The organism is Enterobacter sp. D2 (genome assembly GCF_034427575.1).
Taxonomy (GTDB): domain Bacteria; phylum Pseudomonadota; class Gammaproteobacteria; order Enterobacterales; family Enterobacteriaceae; genus Enterobacter; species Enterobacter cloacae_M.
In genome coordinates this window covers 1,226,437-1,244,210 of record NZ_JAXQPP010000001.1, presented here as the reverse complement: position 1 = coordinate 1,244,210, position 17,774 = coordinate 1,226,437, and the positions used below count along the sequence as shown (strand labels likewise).

Genomic DNA, 17,774 nt, shown 5'->3' with positions numbered 1-17,774 from the left:
GCCTCAAATACATTTGAAATAGTCGAAGGGCTCGCGGCAGGTGTTGCAGCGGTAGAGCGCTTTGCAGGCCGTCGAGCCAAATTCACTGATAAGCGAGGTATCGGTGCTGGCGCAGCGCGGGCAGCTCACCTCCACAGGCGCGTGCGCGTGGCAGCTATGCCCCACGGGCGGGCTGATGCCGTACGCCCGCAGGCGCTCGCGCGCGTCGGTGGTCATCCAGTCGGTTGTCCAGGCGGGTTCAAGCTGGAGCACAATGTGCACCGGGGTGAAGCCGTTCGCGGTCATCGCGTCGCGGATCGCCCCCAGCAGGTGTTCCGTTGCCGGACAGCCCGAGTAGGTTGGCGTGAAGCCAATGACCCAGCCTTCCCCCTGCGCCTTCACGCTGCGCACCATGCCTAAATCGGTGATGGTTAATACCGGCACTTCCGGATCGGGGATCTGGCTTAGCAGCGACCAGATCTGCGGGATTTGCGCGGGCGCGATGTCGACGAGGCGTTGCATAGCGTTCTCCTTTACCACTGCTGACCGGGATACGCGCGCTGGAGATACTGCATTTCCGCCAGCATCGGGCCCAGATGTTCGGTATGCAGCCCCCTCTTGCCCCCGGTGCGGTACGCCACCTCTGCGGGAACCTGCAGGCAGGCTTCATTCAGACCGGCAAACACTTCGCTTTCCCACGGCTGGCGCAGGACGCGCGGGTCAACCGCCACGCCGGAGTCAATCAGCGCCAGCTCGACGTCATCGGCTTCGAACAGCTCCGCCGTAAAACGCCACAGATTGTCGATAGCCTGCTGCATTTTTTGCGCGGACGTTTCGGTCCCGTCGCCCAGACGCACCAGCCAGCCGCGGCAGAAGCGCAGGTGGTAGCGCGCCTCTTTAACCGCTTTGGCGGCGATGGCCGCAAGCTGACCGTCGCTGCTTTGGGTCAGCCGTTCGTACAGCGCCACGTTCCAGGCATCCATCAGATACTGGCGGGCAATGGTGTCGGCGAAGCTGCCGTTCGGCTGCTCCACCAGCAGGACGTTGCGGAACTGGCGCTCGTCGCGGCCAAACGCCAGCGTGTCTTCATCGCCCTGGCCTTCCCGCTCCGCGGCATAGGTCAGGAAATTGCGCGCCTGCCCCAGCAGGTCGAGGCCGATATTGGCGAGCGCGAGGTCAATTTCCAGCTCCGGCGCGTGGCCGCACCAGGCGCCGAGGCGCTGGGAAAGCACCAGACCGTTGTCGCCCAGACGCAGGGCATAGGCAGTCACTGAATTCATTCTTTGCCTCACATATGCTCGATGCCGTCGGGGATGGTGTAGAACGTCGGGTGGCGGTAAACCTTGCTTTCCGCCGGGTCGAAGAACTCACCGCTCTCTTCCGGCTGGGAGGCGACAATCTCGCTCGCCTTTACCACCCAGATAGAACACCCTTCGCTGCGGCGGGTGTAGGCATCACGCGCATTTTCCAGCGCCATGCGATCGTCGGCGGCATGCAGACTGCCCACGTGACGGTGGGATAACCCTTGTTTGCTGCGTACGAACACTTCGTACAGCGGCCAGTAGACGTTGCTCATCGTGATTCCTCTTAAGCCACTTTGCGGGCGTGTTGTTTTTCCGCGTGCGCCAGTGCGGCTTCCCGCACCCACGCCCCCTCTTCCCAGGCTTTACGTTTTGCGGCCAGGCGTTCGTGGTTGCAGATGCCGCGCCCGTTAATGACCTCGTTAAACTCCTGCCAGTCAATCTCGCCGAAGCGATAATGACCGCTCTCTTCATCAAATCGCAGGTCGGGATCCGGCACCGTCATGCCCAGCATCTCCACCTGCGGCACCGTGTTGTCGACAAAGCGCTGGCGAAGCTCGTCATTGCCGAAGCGTTTGATTTTCCAGGCCAGGCTGCGGGCGCTGTTCGGCGAGTTGTCGTCGTTCGGCCCGAACATCATCAGCGCCGGCCACCAGAAGCGGTTGATGGCGTCCTGCAGCATCTGACGTTGGGCCTCGCTGCCCTGCGCCAGCGCCATGCAGGCCTCAAAGCCCTGGCGCTGGTGGAAGCTCTCTTCTTTACAGATTTTCACCATCGCGCGGGCATACGGACCGTAGGAGGTGCGGCACAGCGCCACCTGGTTGACGATGGCCGCGCCATCTACCAGCCAGCCGATCACGCCGATATCGGCCCAGCTCAGGGTCGGATAGTTGAAGATGGAGGAGTATTTCATCCTGCCGTCGAGCATCTTCTGGTAGATGTCTTCCCGCGCGCAGCCCAGCGTTTCCGCCGCGCTGTAGAGGTAGAGCCCGTGTCCGGCTTCGTCCTGCACCTTCGCCAGCAGGATCGCTTTTCGGCGCAGCGTCGGCGCGCGGGCGATCCAGTTCCCCTCCGGCAGCATGCCGACAATTTCGGAGTGCGCATGCTGACCAATCTGACGGATCAACGTCTTACGGTAGGCGTCAGGCATCCAGTCCTGAGGCTCAATCGCCGTCTCCTGCGCTATGCGCTGCTCAAACCGTTGTTCTTGCGTCACGTCGTCACCTTTATGATTCGTTAGTTTGCAAATTAAAGCGTAATGTTGAATCACTTTGTTTTTTAAAAGTTACACAAAGGTTAAATATAACCCCAAGAATTGTTTCCTGGTTTTGTGATGCTGCTCTCAAGGCTTTTGTCTCAGGCCTTTCAGAAAGCGCCTTCAAGCGGTGAGATTCATCCGGCCAGATCACAACGTTAACAATTCATTAAAAACTCAGCTTGATTTTTATGATTCATGATCAAACTATTAATGAGTAAATTACGTAACACTTGGAGATAAGCGATGCAGCAGTTAGCCAGCTTCGTGTCCGGTACCTGGCAGTCTGGCCGGGGCCGCGAACGCACTATTCATCACGCCATCAGTGGCGAAGCCCTGTGGAGCGTGACCAGCGAAGGGCTGGACATGGCGGCCGCCCGTCGTTATGCGATTGAGCGCGGCGGTGAAGCGCTTCACGAGATGACCTTTATCGAACGTGCGGCCATGCTGAAGGCGGTGGCAAAGCACCTGCTTAGCGAGAAAGAGACGTTTTATGCCCTGTCAGCCCAGACGGGCGCGACGAAGGCGGACAGCTGGGTGGATATTGAAGGCGGCATCGGCACCCTCTTCACTTACGCCAGCCTGGGCAGCCGCGAGCTGCCGGATGACACGCTGTGGCCGGAAGATGAGTTAATCCCGCTGTCGAAAGAAGGCGGCTTTGCGGCGCGCCACGTCCTCACCTCCAAATCCGGCGTGGCGGTGCACATCAACGCCTTTAACTTCCCCTGCTGGGGCATGCTGGAAAAGCTGGCGCCGACCTGGCTTGCCGGCATGCCCGCCATTATCAAACCCGCTACCGCGACCGCGCAGGTGACGCAGGCGATGGTGAAATCCATCGTGGACAGCGGGCTTGTACCGGACGGCGCCATCAGCCTGATCTGCGGCGGCGCGGGGGATCTGCTCGACCAGCTCGACAGCCAGGACGTCGTGACCTTTACCGGCTCCGCCAGCACCGGGCAAAGCCTGCGCGTGCACCCGAATATTGTGGCGAATGCCATTCCGTTCACCATGGAGGCCGACTCCCTGAACTGCTGCGTGCTGGGGGAAGACGTCACGCCGGAACAGCCGGAGTTTGCGCTGTTCGTCCGGGAAGTGGTCCGCGAGATGACCGCCAAAGCCGGGCAAAAATGTACGGCCATTCGCCGCATTATCGTCCCGCAGAGCCAGATTGACGCCGTGACCAAGGCGCTGATTTCACGCCTGGAAAAAGTGGTGGTGGGCGACCCGGCGCAGGAAGGGGTGAAGATGGGGGCGCTGGTCAACGCCGAACAGCGCGCGGACGTGCAGGAAAAAGTGGATCAGCTGATCGCCGCTGGCTGCCAGATCCGTCTGGGTGGCAAAGCGGATCTGCAGGCCCCGGGGGCGTTCTTCCCACCGACCCTGCTGTTCTGCCCGCAGCCGGACGAAACCCCGGCGGTGCACTCAACCGAAGCCTTCGGCCCGGTTGCGACGCTGATGCCGTATCGCAACGCACGCCACGCGATGCAGCTTGCCCGCGCGGGCGGCGGCAGCCTGGCGGGTACGCTGGTCACCGCCGATTCGGCGATTGCCCGCCAGTTTATTGCCGGCGCGGCGCGCGCCCACGGGCGCATTCAGATCCTTAACGAGGAATCATCAAAAGAGTCTACCGGCCACGGCTCCCCGCTGCCTCAGCTGGTGCACGGCGGCCCGGGCCGCGCGGGCGGCGGCGAAGAGCTGGGCGGCCTGCGCGCGGTGAAGCACTACCTGCAGCGCACCGCGATTCAGGGCAGCCCGACGATGCTGGCCGCCATTGGCAAACAGTGGGTGCGTGGCGCAGCGGTGCAGGAAGATCGCGTGCATCCGTTCCGCAAATACTTCGAGGAGCTACAGCCGGGCGATAGCCTCCTGACGCCGCGCCGCACCCTCACGGAAGCGGACATTGTGAACTTTGCCTGCCTGAGCGGGGACCACTTCTACGCCCATATGGACAAGATCGGCGCGGCAGAGTCGATCTTCGGCGAGCGCGTGGTGCACGGCTACTTCCTGATCTCAGCCGCCGCGGGGCTGTTTGTTGATGCGGGCGTCGGGCCGGTTATTGCAAACTACGGCATGGAGAACCTGCGCTTTATCGAGCCGGTTAAGCCTGGCGATACCATTCAGGTACGTCTGACCTGCAAACGTAAAACGCTGAAGAAACAGCGTACCGCCGAGGAAAAACCGACCGGCGTGGTGGAATGGGCGGTTGAGATCTTCAATCAGCACCAGCAGGCCGTGGCGCTCTACTCCATCCTGACGCTGGTGGCGCGCCAGCAGGGTGATATTTTATCTTGAGCCTTAACTCTTAATCCGCAGATGTGTTGCGTTAAGAGAAAATATAAACTGGATGGCATTGGGAGACCAAACCATCCATCCAGCCAGCCTGGTCTGGATAAGTTACAACCAGAAACAGTAATCGAATTGACCATATTATTATCAAGGCTATTATTTTCTGACGTGAATATTTTCAAGTGCAATTACATGGAAGGTTAATTGAATATGGCAATACCCGTATATCTTTTCTTAACGGACGACGGCGGCGCAAAAATCACAGGCTCAGTGGATATTCGTGACCGCGAGGGAAGCATTGAAGTCACCGGCTTTACCCATAACCTCCGCCTGCCAACGGATCCTTTGACCGGTAAAATCACCAGCAAACGCAACCATGCGCCAATCGTTTTTCAAAAGGAAATTGATTCATCTTCTCCTTATCTGATGAAAGCCGTTGCTACTGGGCAAACCCTCAAAACAGCGGAATTCAGGTGGTATCGCATAAATGACGCTGGTCAAGAGGTAGAATATTACAATATGCATCTCGATAATGTTCGCGTCGTTTCCGTTACGCCATTGATGCATGACACTAAAGACCCGACGAAAGAAAAACACAATCATCTTGAAGTCGTTGAACTACGGTACGACAAAATAACCTGGACATATTGCGACGGTAATTTGCGATTCGCCGATAGCTGGGCAGAGCGTTAACTATGCGTGTGCCTTCATATTCTACTCCATACGATATTGCTTCATTTTCGCCCCCGGGCGTTGACGTTGTCAGCCATATGGTCATCGCTCGATTTCATGGCGGTCCCTCAATGATGACGTACATCTGGTTTTATCAAATGGTGAGAAATCATGGCCCATGGGACTATAAGCAAGGCCGTTCGCAATATGCTAACTTTGGAAATTTTCATTACGGTGCGGTTGGCGCGGCGGCGGGCATTCCTGATGGAGTGCTGCTACGCGGTGCAGGTACTGCGCAGATCCTTGCTGGCACAAGCGATCCGGTAGAATTTGCTAAATATCATGGTGCCAGTGCTTATGGAGATGACCCTGTTGATCAATTATGGATTAGGGCAGGAATAGATTATGCACGACGTTCGGGATTTTAACTGGCGAATCGTAGTGGCGGTTGTCATTTTTCTGGGGTTTATCTTATACCCTTTCCGCGATCTGTTTACCGTGTATGAAAAATTTCAGGAAAAAATTATCGTTAATGATCGTTTAGCTCTCTACATAACCCAGGTTGAAGCGAGTTCTTTATCCAGAGATACGTTTCACTTTTATCTCTATGATGCGAAAAAAAGCACTGAAGATTTTATGTCTCACGTATCAGATATCAAACCTGTCATGGTTACCAACGATGCTAAAGCCACAGCAACGGTAACAAACGGAGATATTTATCTCCGCGTTCGCGGAAATATTTACTCTTTCACTACAGTTGGGTTCGACGTGCGTATTTATCTGGATAGATCACCATACTGATCCCATGAAGCCTCTATCTCGGGGATGTGACGTATCCCCGCTCTTTTTTTAACCTGGCAAGACTGGCAAATAACCTGGCAGATGCAGGCAAACGCTTTTCTCATAGGCCTGTCAGGATAAGGCTGTCACAACACAATAAACACAACAAGATGAGGTCTACGATGGGAAGCAATTCTTCTTTTTCTGCCCGTAGAACGGCGCTGGCCATGGCCGTTGCGCTGTGTTGCGCCTGGCAATCCCCTGTTTTCGCCCACGGCAGTGAGGCGCATATGATCCCGATGGACAAAACGCTGCAGGACTTTGGCGCGGACGTTCAGTGGGATGATTACGCACAGATGTTCACCATTGCGAAAGACGGTGCCTTTGTGAAGGTCAAACCGGGCGCTAAAACCGCCATCGTCAACGGTAAAACCCTCAGACTCGAGGTGCCGGTGGTGATGAAAGGCAAGAAAGCCTTTATTTCCGATACCTTCATCAACGATGTGTTCCAGTCCGGCCTTGACCAGACCTTCCAGGTAGAAAAACGCCCTCACCCGTTAAACGCGCTAACGGCGGACGAAATTAAGCAGGCCGTTGAGATTGTGAAAGCCTCGGCGGACTTTAAACCGAATACCCGCTTTACCCAGATCGCCCTGGCAGAGCCCGAGAAAGCCAAAGTGTGGGACTTTGTGCTTAACGGTACGGCAGTGGATGCCCCTCGCCAGGCGAAGATCGTCATGCTCGATGGCAAGCACGTTATCGAAAGCGTGGTGGACCTGAAGGATAAAAAAATCCTGCGCCGGGAGCCGGTAAAAGACGCGCACGGCATGGTGCTGCTGGATGATTTCACCGCGGTTCAGCAGATCATCAACGAAAGCACCGAGTTCGCCGAGGTGCTTAAAAAACACGGCATCACCGACCCGAAAAAAGTGATTACTACGCCGCTGACCGTCGGCTATTTCGACGGTAAAGACGGCCTGAAGCAGGAAGATCGCCTGCTGAAGGTGGTGAGCTATCTGGACGTGGGCGACGGCAACTACTGGGCGCACCCGATTGAGAACCTGGTGGCCGTGGTCGATCTTGAACAGAAAAAGATCCAGAAGATTGAAGAAGGCGCCGTTGTTCCGGTTCCCATGACCCCGCGTCCCTATGATGGCCGCGACCGCGTTGAGACGCCGAAAAAACCGCTCAACATCACTGAGCCGGAAGGTAAGAACTACACCATCACCGGGGATATGGTGCACTGGCAGAACTGGGATTTTCACCTTAGCCTGGACTCCCGCGTCGGTCCGATGATTTCAACCGTCACCTATAACGACAACGGCAAAAAGCGCCAGGTGATGTATCAGGGGTCGCTCGGCGGCATGATCGTCCCTTACGGCGATCCGGACGTGGGCTGGTACTTTAAAGCCTATCTCGACTCCGGCGACTACGGTATGGGCACCCTGACCTCACCGCTGATGCGCGGTAAAGACGTACCGTCCAACGCCGTGATGCTCAATGAAACCATCCCGGATTACACCGGCGCGCCGATGGAGATCCCGCGCGCGATCGCCATTTTCGAACGCTACGCCGGGCCGGAATACAAACATCAGGAGATGGGTCAGCCAAACGTCAGCACCGAGCGCCGCGAGCTGGTGGTGCGCTGGGTGAGTACCGTGGGCAACTACGATTACATCTTTGACTGGGTGTTCCATGAAAATGGCACTATCGGCATTGACGCCGGCGCAACGGGTATCGAGGCGGTGAAAGGCGTTCAGGCGAAAACCATGCACGACGCCACAGCCAAAGACGACACCAAATACGGCACGCTGATCGACCATAACATCGTGGGCACCACGCACCAGCATATCTACAACTTCCGTCTTGATATGGACGTGGACGGCATCAACAACAAGCTGGTGGCGATGGATCCGGAAGTGAAGCCGAATACCGCCGGGGGCCCGCGCACCAGCACCATGCAGATCAATCAGTACGATATTAATACCGAGCAGCAGGCGGCGCAGAAGTTCGACCCGGGCACCATTCGGCTGCTGAGCAACACCAGTAAAGAGAACCGCATGGGCAACCCGGTCTCGTACCAGATTATCCCTTACGCGGGCGGTACGCACCCGGTGGCGACCGGCGCGAAATTTGCCCCGGACGAGTGGATTTACCATCGCCTGAGCTTTATGGACAAACAGCTGTGGGTGACTCGTTACCACCCGGATGAGCTCTACCCTGAAGGAAAATTCCCGAACCGCTCCGTACACGACACGGGCCTGGGGCAGTACAGCAAGGATAACGAGTCGCTTAACGATCAGGATGACGTGGTCTGGATGACCACCGGCACCACCCATGTCGCCCGCGCGGAGGAGTGGCCGATAATGCCGACGGAATGGGTGCATACCCTGCTTAAGCCGTGGAACTTCTTCGACGAGACGCCAACGCTCGGGAAGAAGAAAGACGAACAGAAATAAATAACGTACCGGGCGCAATGCCCGGTTTTTTTTGCCTCTGGATTTGAGGATCGTCCTGGCTTGCTTATAGTTACTGATATCTCACCTGCATGATTTATCCCCCGGTCGGGAAAGGGCTTTATGGAAAAAAGAAAAAAACCGACACTTGAACGGGCAACCTGGCCAACGCACCATGCTATGGTTATGCACGGGCTGGCGATGAACCTGCCGTGGCTGGCCTTCGTGAATATCAGCTTCGCGGTGATGATTCTGCTGCGACACATTTTGCTTAATACCAGCGATCCCCTTTATCCCCACTCGCCGCAGCTGGCGAGAATGGTCGATGCCTCCATGCTCGGCATTATCATTCTCTCTGCTGCGCTGATCCTCATGGCCTGGCGACGCATCGCCGGCATTAGCGTGGTACTGTTTATCTGCAGCGCCATCTGGTCGGTCTCCTGCTTTTGGTTTATCACCCAGCTGCTGCTCCCGCACGTCTGGCCGCTGTGCGTCATTTTATTACTCGCTGGCTTAACGGCGCTCTATTTTTATCCTGAAGGGCTACTCGCCTTTGTGCTCCCGCTCTGGATCACCTTGCCGGTAGCAAGCTGGATACGGAACGATGGCCTCAACCTTCACTTTTTTGTTATCTGGAGCGTCTTTACGCTGATCCTGATCTGCGGGCGTTTCATCCTGCTGAGCTGGTTTGACGAGGCCTGGCGACGTAACCAGCAAAATCAGCTGCTGATCTCCAGGCTGGATGCGCTGGCGCATCAGGATCCGTTAACCAAAACCGCCAATCGCCGGAAAATGGAAGTGGTGCTGGAGAACGCGGTTGAGCAGAAAAAAACCTTCTCGGTGATCATGCTGGATATCGACTATTTCAAACGCTACAACGACACCTACGGGCACCAGGCGGGTGACGACTGCCTGACGCGCGTGGCGCGGGTGCTTAAGCAGTCGGTGCGCACGCCTGATGATGTGGTGTCACGCTACGGCGGCGAGGAGTTTGTAGTGATCCTGTTTAACTGTCCGGAAAACATCGCAGAAAAGGTGGCCTTACGTATTCAGGACGGCCTGCGCACAGAAGCTATACCGCACAGCGCGTCAACCGTTAGCGATCGTGTCACCGTGAGCATGGGAATTGCAAGCATGGCGGAAGGGTTAGCGGGCACCGAGATCATCGCCCGCGCCGATGCGGCGCTGTACCGGGCGAAAGAGGCCGGTCGGGATCGGTGGTCGCTTTAATTAAAGCCGGGTGGCGGCTACGCCTTACACGGCCTGCAAAATTCGCCCGGTGCGGCTGGATGCCCTCACCCTGACCCTCTCCCATGGGAGAGGGAACAAACACTAAAAAGGCAACCTCCAGGTTGCCTTTTGCTTTTACTAGTAGCGCACGCAAACCGATTTGGTTTCACACCAGCCGTCCAGCCAGTCCGGACCGAAGTCGCGTCCGGTGCCGGACTGCTTCATGCCGCCGAACGGCAGGTTGGCGTCAATCAGCGTATGGCTGTTTACCCAGACGGTGCCCGCCTGCAGCCGGTCGGTGTACTCCAGCGCCTTGCTGATATTCTGCGTCCAGACGCTGGCAGTCAGGCCATATTCGGTGTCGTTTGCCAGCTGGAGCGCCTCTTCCCCGTCGGCGACGCGTACCAGGTTGACCACCGGGCCAAACACCTCTTCACGGGTCAGGCGCAGTGAGGCATCCGGGTTCACCACCAGCGTAGGCGAAACGTAATAGCCTTTGCCTTCCGGCCCCCGGTTACCGACGATCAGCTCCGCGCTGCGCGACTTCGCTTCGTCAAGGAAGGTCTGCACCTTGTCGCAGTGCGCGCGCGATACCAGCGGGTTGATAAACGCCTCCGGCGACATACCCGGCCCGACGCTCAGGGATTTCACCGCCTGCTCAAACCCGCTGACCAGCGTGTCAAACAGCGGCGCTTCAATATAGATGCGCGAGCTCGCCGCGCACACCTGCCCCTGGTTCAGGAAGCTGCCGGTCATCAGGCCTTCGATTACCCACGCCGGGTCCGCGTCTTTTAGTACAATGGCCGGGTTTTTCCCGCCCAGTTCCAGAGTCACCCCGGTTAGCGTATCCGCCGCCGCGCGGGCGATTTGCTTACCCGTCGCCGTTGAGCCGGTAAAGCTCACCTTTGCAATATGCGGATGCGAGGTCAGCGCTGCGCCGCACACCGCGCCGCTCCCGGTCACCACGTTGAACACCCCGTCCGGAATACCCGCTTCGCTTGCCAGCTCCGCCACGCGCAGCATGGTCAGCGGCGTGGTCTCTGACGGCTTGATGACAATAGAGCAGCCGGCGGCCAGCGCAGGCATCACTTTCCACATCCCGATCATCAGCGGGAAGTTCCAGGGCACAATCCCGGCCACCACGCCAACCGGCTCTTTACGCGTCCACGCCTGATAGCGGGCGCCCTGCGGCAGCGGAATGGAAAGGTCGAGGGTTTTACCCGTAATTTTGGTGGTCAGCCCGGCGGTATAGCGCATCCAGTTCAGGGTGCAGCCGACTTCAAACATGCGGGAAATGTTGATGGATTTGCCCTGCTCCAGCGTTTCAAGCTGGGCCAGCTCCTCGCTGTGCTGTTCGACCAGATCGGCGAAATGAAGCAGGATCCGCTCGCGCTCCGCCGGCAGTTTTCCGGCCCAGCTGCGGGCGACAAACGCGCGCCAGCCGGACATAACAGCACGGTCAACGTCGTCGACGCTGGCATCGGCAGTTGAGGCAATGACCTCGCCCGTGGCCGGGTTGAAGACGTTCAGCCGCTTTTCACTGTCCGACGCGGCCTGACGCCCTTCAATCCACAGGCCATGCTGACGGTCTAAAAATTGTTGTACGGCAGGCTGAATGGCCACCTGTGATTCAGACATAGGATACTCCTTCGTTATTCTTCGCAGGGTGTCCATCCAGTCTAAGTGGGGTTTTGCGTTCTCGCTTTTGTCTCTGTGACATTCGCTTTGCCACCTGTGACAGGCTCCGCAAATCGCGATAATTGCCGCTTATATCGCTGTTACCGGTGAGTGTTCTTTCCTATAGTCAGCCTCATAGCTCTGACAAAATGCAACACAAATGCAACAATGCGAAAACGTTGACGGTGCAGTGAGAGAAACGATGGCGTGTGCAAGCGAGCAGGAACAGTATCAGCAGTGGCTGGCGCAAATTAACCAGGTTTGCGGGCGTTTTAACGCGCAGCCCACCGGGGGGAAATTCTTCGGCGAGCTGGAGACCAGCTATGCGCGCAGCCTGAAGCTCAGCACCGTGACCGCAGGCGGCGTTAACCTGTTCCGCTCCCGTCAGGAGATCGCTCAGAGTAATGATGCCTGGTTCTATACCGTGTTCCAGCTCGAAGGCAGCGCGGAAATTGAGCAGGATGACCGTCGCGCGCTGCTCAGAACCGGTGATATCACGCTGATTGACGCGTCGCGTCCATGCTCGATCAACTGGCGGGAAAAATCCCGCCAGATTTCGCTGCTGGTTCCCCGCCAGATTATTGAGCAGCAGTGTCGTTTTCAGGAGATAAGCTGCGCGACCGCCCTTTCCCGCACCTTGCCCACGGTACAGCTGAGCCATCGCCTGCTGATGGAGAGCATGAGCAATGCCGACCTGAGTGACCGTGAAAGCGAAGCGGCGCTCGAGGCGATGATCTGTCTGCTGCGCCCCGCTTTCCAGCAGCGTGAAATCATTCAGCCGCGCAAGGAGCGCCAGTTCCAGCATGTGGTGGCGCTGATTGACGACCATATTCAGTCTGAATCGCTGCGCCCGGAATGGATTGCCGCCGAGAGCGGCATGTCCGTGCGCAGCCTTTACCGCATGTTTGCCGAGAAGGGGCTGGTGGTAGCGCAGTACATCAAAAACCGTCGTCTGGATCTCTGCGCGCAGGCACTGCAATCTACCGGTGATGATGAAAAGCTGGCGGGTATTGGCTACAGCTGGGGGTTCACCGACCATAGCCATTTTTCTACGGCGTTTAAGCAGCGTTTTGGCGTCTCGCCGGGTGAATACCGCAGGCGCTACCGCTAACTACTTTTTGAGCCATTTTCCGTTAATGCCCTTCACGTATTCGCCCGGCTGCGCGCGGGCAACCAGTTTCTGACCGGCCATTTTAGCCACTTCATCGACCGGCAAATTATTGCTGTCAGCCAGCTTCTGGTAGTTTTCCGCGCGCGCCGCATTGATACGACTGACCAGCGCCAGCGTTTCCGCGTCCTGTTGAATCGGGGCAAGATAGCCGCTGAGGGTTTCCCCCACGCGCCCCTGTGCCCGGGCATCGTTTAAGGTCAGCGCAGCCGCCTGCACGTTCATCCCCAGCGCCAGTAAAATCAGAGCTAATCGTTTCATGGTATCCTCAGAACAGATCGCTGCGCGATTTCAGCAGGGTTTCGACGTCTTTATCGACCTTAATATGGATTTCATGTTCGATTTTGACATTCATATTGATGGTAATCGGCTCTTTTGGCGCAGCGACTTCAATGCGCGGCGTACAGCCGGTCAGTAGCGCGGCAACGGCAACGGTGAGCACACCAGCCATCTTTTTCATTGTTGTTCCTCACTTTCCTTGCCAGTCAAACTGCGGGGAGCAGGTATCGCCGCATGTTGCTCAAACCAGGTTTGCAGATTGTCCCCAAAGCGCAGGCTGCGCCAGAGGGTAAAGACATTCTCATCATGGGTATAGTTCAGGTTGACGGAGCTGCTTTTGCCATCCACCCGGCTGGTCCCCTTGAGGGTCGCCTGCATGGTTAATTCACCCAGATTATCTAAATTGATTCTCGTCCACGAACGCGAAATTTCCATATAGCGGAGCCAGTTAATCGCCGCGCCCGCCACCATATTATCTTTCACGATGGCGTCTGCCGTATCTTTGTCGATGCGCAGCGTCATTGGCCCCGGGTTGGTCAGCCAGCCATCTTTAATGATCCATTTTTCATTGTCCAGCCAGAACGGCAGCGCCCCGCTCACCGGCCCTGACATGGTAAACTGTTTCGGATTAACGGCGCTGATCAGCTCGCTGGAGGAGATATTGTCCACGCGCAGCAGGGCCGGATCGTGCTGAGGCATCCGCAGCTGCTGCATGGTGATCTTCCCGCCGAGGGTTTCCACCTTCACGTTGGTGAGAAGCAGCGGATTGTCCTCCGTCCAGGGATAGTCCCCCTGTAGATCGGCGGTAATGTTGCGCGCGGTCACCAGGTTTTCCACTTCGCCAATGCGCAAGGTGACCGGACCGCGCGTGCCGAGAGACCAGGTTCCCTCGCTGAATCGGAACGGCAGCACAAAATCGACGCCGTTAATCTGGTTATCCGGCATCCAGGCGCTGCCGGATTTCAGCACGCCGTGCCCGCCCGCCTCAAAGCCCTGATCGGCCGCCGCCGAGAAGGCGACCTGCGCGTAAAGCTCCCCGTCGCGCAGCGTCATTTTCCAGTCCGGCGGGATCAGCGGCTGGAAGACGGTGAGCGACTGTTTCGGCCACCAGGCCTGCCCGCGAAGGCGCACGCCATCCCAGCGTCCGTTCACCTGTACCGGGCCGATTTTGTCCGCATGGAGGTCGCCCTTAAACTGGAAAATGGTCGGGTCGGTACCGTCGACGCTGAAGGTCAGGACCGAGGGCGGCAACGCGCTGCCGCCGGAGAAACGGGTTTGCCCGGCGTTGAGCGACAGCGCGCCGCTGAAGGCCGGTTTTTCGGGGTCACGCAGCCAGCGCACCGGCCGATCCAGCACCAGACGCGGCTTGCTGACCTCCATCGTGCCGTACTGGAGCTTGTCAAAACCGGTGGAGAGCGCCGTCAGCTCAATAAGATTGTCGCGCCACTCGCCTTTCCCGGCGACATCCCAGCGGGCATGCATCGGCGTAAAGCCGCCTTTTCCCCAGTAGCGCCACTGCCACAGACCGTTATCAGGTAAAAAGTCGTTGGCCTGGCCGTCCAGGTGGAGTTCAAAATCACCCATCTGGTTTTCATGAGCGCGCAGAATCGCCTGTAATCGACCGTCCACGCCCTTCTGCGTCAGCTTCACGCCCGCCAGCGGCCAGCGGATTTCATCGATATCGAGTGAGTCAATGATGCGCCCGCGCGAGCGGAGCAGCGCGCCCGGCTCAAAGGCCAGCTGCGGTTCATACAGGCTGCCGGTCAGCGTTGCGGGCAATTTGGCGTAAAGAATAAGATCGTTTTGCTTCGCCTCGCCGCTCAGATGCAGGGGCATGTCGCTGTTTTCCATGCTGAGCCTGCCGGGCCCAATGTTCAGTACCGCGTTGCCTTTCCCCGCATCACCCTGAGTAAGCACATTCAGCCGTCCGGTCAGGGTGGTTTTATCGAGCCCCTGCTGCCAGTTGTCGGCGCGAAGAGACACCCGGCCGCTCAGCGGCATCCCCGAGAGATCCCAATTCCAGCGCCCGTCGCTGATGTTCAGCTGCTCCGCCGTGACCTGCCACGGCAGGTCGAGCAGCGGATCGGGATTGTCCCGCGCCATCACCACCAGCTGTCCCTGATTGTCTTCCCAGTCCAGATCGGCATCGACCAGAGACGTTAACTGTGGCACGTTAAAGGTCGCGACCGCGTGGCCTTTAACCGGCACGCCATCCGGCACCAGCGGCAGGGTAAACTCGCCCACCAGCTTAATCGGCTGCGGCTGGTCCGGGAGCTGTACATCGAACTGGCTGACCGAGAGCGTCTGACCGCGCAGCGTGCCTTTAATGCTGACCTGCTCGCCTTTATAGGCGATCTCCTGAATGGACGGCGTCAGCGACGCATGCAGCTCGCCCTGCCACTGCTGCCAGGGCGACAGCGTCAGACGGTGAATCGTGATCCAGGTATTCGGTAATACCGCCTGCCACTGCGCCAGCGTTTTGGGGGCGACCGTTGAGGGTGCAGACTGGGGAATTTTGCTCAGACAGACGGAATTGAGATCCATCGCGCCGACATCCAGCTTCCAGCGGCTCGGATGTGACAGCGTAACGTTATCGATGCGGGCAATTTCGCAATCTTCAACCAGATAGCGAAGATCGGGGATCACCAGCGCGTGACGGGTAAGTTTCGGACGCTCTTCGAAAGCGATGCGCGTCCCGACGGGCAGCCAGATCCCGGCGAGCGTCGGTACCCACTGAGCGAGCGTCATCAGCAGCGTCAGCGGCAACAGTATGAACAGCAGTAAAAGCGCAAGAGCGGCTTTGTATTTACCCTTCATGGGCAGTTAATATCCTGATTTAGCGAAAGAATTAAGCCGGCAGTGCCGATCATTGTCGCATGTTTAGCGGTTGAGTTGAAGTTAACGCCAAGATTAAGGATAGATGCTGTAAATAGTATGAAGTAACTTTTTTGCTATGCGTAACCTAAAGAACACAATTTAGATTCAGTGGGTTACGCATAATTTCAGGCGAAGAAGCCGGAATAACTGCGTAATTAATACCTGTTCCTGGGCACTGCCAGCAGGTAAAGCATTGCGAATATCAATGACCCCCAGTACACCGAGTCGTACCGCCAGGGATCAAAATCGATATGTAAAAAACCGCTAACAAACTCATAGCCGTTGGCAAAAACGTTAATCTGAATGGCTGCAATGGCTATCACAAACAGCGTATAGGCAATGAACAGTGGGTATTTTCTTAGCCGGGTAATCTTCTGTTTCCCGAAATATAACAAGAAAAAAACTACTATAGATACAATGAAATAGTACAAAGCGGGCAGCATTGGCGGAGATAAGGACAACCCCAGTTGTTGCGACATGCATCATTCTCCCTCTTTATCAGAAACTCACCCGGTTCCTAATATCGTCCCATCACATCCAGAAGGATTGCAGTTTTCACACCCTCTTGCCATTCTTTAACCTAATCCAGACAGGCGTTTCTCGCATCCTCTACCCACTCCATTTTCCGCAACATGCCCTGTTCAGATCCGCGCCGAAGATTTCTCGTAGTAAGAATATCATGGAGTTAGGGTGCACATATGCTCTAGAATAATTGATAGAACTTATTGAATTCAATAATATTTTATAAATTGTAAGATAATTTTAATCATGCTAACGTGAATGCAAAATCACTGGAGAAAGTCTTATGAAACTCGCGGTATATAGCACAAAGCAGTACGACAAAAAGTATCTGCAACATGTTAACGAGGCTTACGGGTTTGAGCTTGAATTTTTCGACTTTCTGCTGTCCGAAAAAACCGCCAAAACGGCGCACGGCTGTGAAGGCGTCTGCATTTTTGTTAACGACGACGGCAGTCGTCCGGTGCTGGAAGAGTTGAAAAAACAGGGGGTGAAATATATCGCCCTGCGCTGTGCGGGCTTTAATAACGTGGACCTCGACGCGGCGAAAGAGCTGGGTCTGAGGGTGGTGCGCGTCCCGGCGTACTCCCCGGAAGCGGTCGCGGAACATGCGATTGGCATGATGATGTCGCTCAACCGTCGTATTCACCGCGCTTATCAGCGTACCCGTGATGCCAACTTCTCGCTGGAAGGGCTGACCGGCTTTACCATGTACGGCAAAACCGCGGGCGTGATCGGCACCGGTAAAATCGGCATCGCCGCCCTGCGCATTCTGAAAGGCTTCGGCATGCGTCTGCTGGCGTTCGATCCGTATCCAAGCGCCGCTGCGCTGGAGCTGGGCGTGGAATACGTCGACCTGCCAACCCTGTTCTCGCAGTCTGACGTGATCTCCCTGCACTGCCCGCTGACGCCGGAGAACTACCACCTGCTCAACCAGGCTGCGTTTGACCAGATGAAAGATGGCGTGATGATCATCAACACCAGCCGCGGCGGGCTGGTTGACTCTCAGGCCGCTATCGAAGCGCTGAAAACCCAGAAAATTGGCGCGCTGGGGATGGACGTGTACGAGAACGAACGCGATCTGTTCTTTGAAGACAAGTCGAATGATGTGATCCAGGACGACGTGTTCCGCCGCCTGTCTGCCTGTCATAACGTGCTGTTTACCGGACACCAGGCGTTTCTGACTGCCGAAGCGCTGATCAGCATTTCGGAAACCACGCTGGGTAACCTGCAGCAGCTGGAAAAGGGCGAAGCGTGCCCTAACGAACTGGCGTAAGCGTGACGCCGGGTGGCGT

At 56.9% G+C, this 17,774-nt stretch carries 17 protein-coding genes; 8 read left to right on the top strand and 9 right to left on the bottom strand.

The annotated features are described in order from the left end of the window. Positions 1–3: 3 nt before the first annotated feature. The 4 genes from paaD to paaA are packed head-to-tail and all read right to left on the bottom strand — an operon-like array spanning position 4 to position 2,496. The gene (gene paaD / locus SPG90_RS06070) at positions 4–501 is read right to left on the bottom strand and encodes a 1,2-phenylacetyl-CoA epoxidase subunit PaaD (RefSeq protein ID WP_045398988.1); all 498 of its coding nucleotides are present in this window, start codon (positions 499–501) and stop codon (positions 4–6) included. Between the two features lie 11 nt (positions 502–512). Further along, positions 513–1,259 carry a 1,2-phenylacetyl-CoA epoxidase subunit PaaC gene (paaC, locus tag SPG90_RS06065; protein ID WP_045398985.1) on the bottom strand — a complete coding sequence of 249 codons (747 nt, stop codon included), beginning with the start codon at positions 1,257–1,259 and terminating at the stop codon, positions 513–515. 8 nt (positions 1,260–1,267) lie between these two features. Beyond that, positions 1,268–1,555 (bottom strand): 1,2-phenylacetyl-CoA epoxidase subunit PaaB, encoded by a 288-nt coding sequence (paaB, locus tag SPG90_RS06060; RefSeq protein ID WP_003857353.1) that lies wholly within the window; start codon positions 1,553–1,555, stop codon positions 1,268–1,270. A gap of 11 nt (positions 1,556–1,566) precedes the next feature. After that, complete coding sequence (gene paaA, locus SPG90_RS06055) at positions 1,567–2,496, bottom strand: 1,2-phenylacetyl-CoA epoxidase subunit PaaA (RefSeq protein WP_241238558.1); 930 nt, start codon at positions 2,494–2,496, stop codon at positions 1,567–1,569. Positions 2,497–2,781: 285 nt separating this feature from the next. Here paaA and paaZ point away from each other — a divergent pair, with 285 nt between their 5' ends. From paaZ to SPG90_RS06025, 6 genes are all read left to right on the top strand, one after another. Further along, entirely contained in the window at positions 2,782–4,827 is a 2,046-nt protein-coding gene (gene paaZ / locus SPG90_RS06050; protein WP_047174254.1) for a phenylacetic acid degradation bifunctional protein PaaZ, read from the top strand. Positions 4,828–5,031: 204 nt separating this feature from the next. Continuing rightward, a complete protein-coding gene (locus tag SPG90_RS06045; RefSeq protein ID WP_045398973.1) occupies positions 5,032–5,514 on the top strand; it encodes an Hcp family type VI secretion system effector in 483 nt (160 codons plus the stop codon). A gap of 110 nt (positions 5,515–5,624) precedes the next feature. Next, entirely contained in the window at positions 5,625–5,921 is a 297-nt protein-coding gene (locus SPG90_RS06040; protein ID WP_223604042.1) for a polymorphic toxin type 44 domain-containing protein, read from the top strand. Beyond that, on the top strand, positions 5,899–6,294 hold the full coding sequence (locus tag SPG90_RS06035) for a hypothetical protein (protein WP_045398970.1): 396 nt from the start codon (positions 5,899–5,901) through the stop codon (positions 6,292–6,294). Before SPG90_RS06040 ends, SPG90_RS06035 begins: the two co-directional genes overlap by 23 nt. Before the next feature lie 161 nt (positions 6,295–6,455). Continuing rightward, a complete protein-coding gene (gene tynA / locus SPG90_RS06030) occupies positions 6,456–8,732 on the top strand; it encodes a primary-amine oxidase (RefSeq protein WP_322408011.1) in 2,277 nt (758 codons plus the stop codon). Between the two features lie 120 nt (positions 8,733–8,852). Further along, positions 8,853–9,959, top strand: coding sequence for a GGDEF domain-containing protein (locus tag SPG90_RS06025; protein WP_045620220.1), 1,107 nt, complete (start codon positions 8,853–8,855; stop codon positions 9,957–9,959). 138 nt (positions 9,960–10,097) lie between these two features. Here SPG90_RS06025 and SPG90_RS06020 read toward each other — a convergent pair whose 3' ends face one another. Next, positions 10,098–11,597 (bottom strand): aldehyde dehydrogenase family protein, encoded by a 1,500-nt coding sequence (locus SPG90_RS06020; RefSeq protein WP_126303233.1) that lies wholly within the window; start codon positions 11,595–11,597, stop codon positions 10,098–10,100. Between the two features lie 241 nt (positions 11,598–11,838). Between SPG90_RS06020 and feaR the strand changes: the two genes are divergently transcribed. Continuing rightward, positions 11,839–12,747: a transcriptional regulator FeaR gene (feaR, locus tag SPG90_RS06015; RefSeq protein ID WP_033145415.1), complete on the top strand. Its 909-nt coding sequence runs from the start codon at positions 11,839–11,841 to the stop codon at positions 12,745–12,747. Here feaR and SPG90_RS06010 read toward each other — a convergent pair whose 3' ends face one another. The 4 genes from SPG90_RS06010 to SPG90_RS05995 all read right to left on the bottom strand — a co-directional run bounded on the left by SPG90_RS06010 (position 12,748) and on the right by SPG90_RS05995 (position 16,439). Continuing rightward, a complete protein-coding gene (locus SPG90_RS06010) occupies positions 12,748–13,065 on the bottom strand; it encodes a YdbL family protein (RefSeq protein ID WP_045401153.1) in 318 nt (105 codons plus the stop codon). 7 nt (positions 13,066–13,072) lie between these two features. Further along, on the bottom strand, positions 13,073–13,264 hold the full coding sequence (locus SPG90_RS06005) for a YnbE family lipoprotein (RefSeq protein WP_014169918.1): 192 nt from the start codon (positions 13,262–13,264) through the stop codon (positions 13,073–13,075). Next, positions 13,261–15,900, bottom strand: coding sequence for a YdbH family protein (locus SPG90_RS06000; protein ID WP_126303232.1), 2,640 nt, complete (start codon positions 15,898–15,900; stop codon positions 13,261–13,263). The genes SPG90_RS06005 and SPG90_RS06000 overlap by 4 nt, the downstream gene beginning before the upstream one ends. 215 nt (positions 15,901–16,115) lie before the next feature. Continuing rightward, complete coding sequence (locus SPG90_RS05995; protein ID WP_126303231.1) at positions 16,116–16,439, bottom strand: hypothetical protein; 324 nt, start codon at positions 16,437–16,439, stop codon at positions 16,116–16,118. Between the two features lie 326 nt (positions 16,440–16,765). Here SPG90_RS05995 and SPG90_RS05990 point away from each other — a divergent pair, with 326 nt between their 5' ends. Then, positions 16,766–17,755 (top strand): 2-hydroxyacid dehydrogenase, encoded by a 990-nt coding sequence (locus SPG90_RS05990; protein WP_023311563.1) that lies wholly within the window; start codon positions 16,766–16,768, stop codon positions 17,753–17,755. The last annotated feature ends 19 nt before the right edge of the window (positions 17,756–17,774 follow it).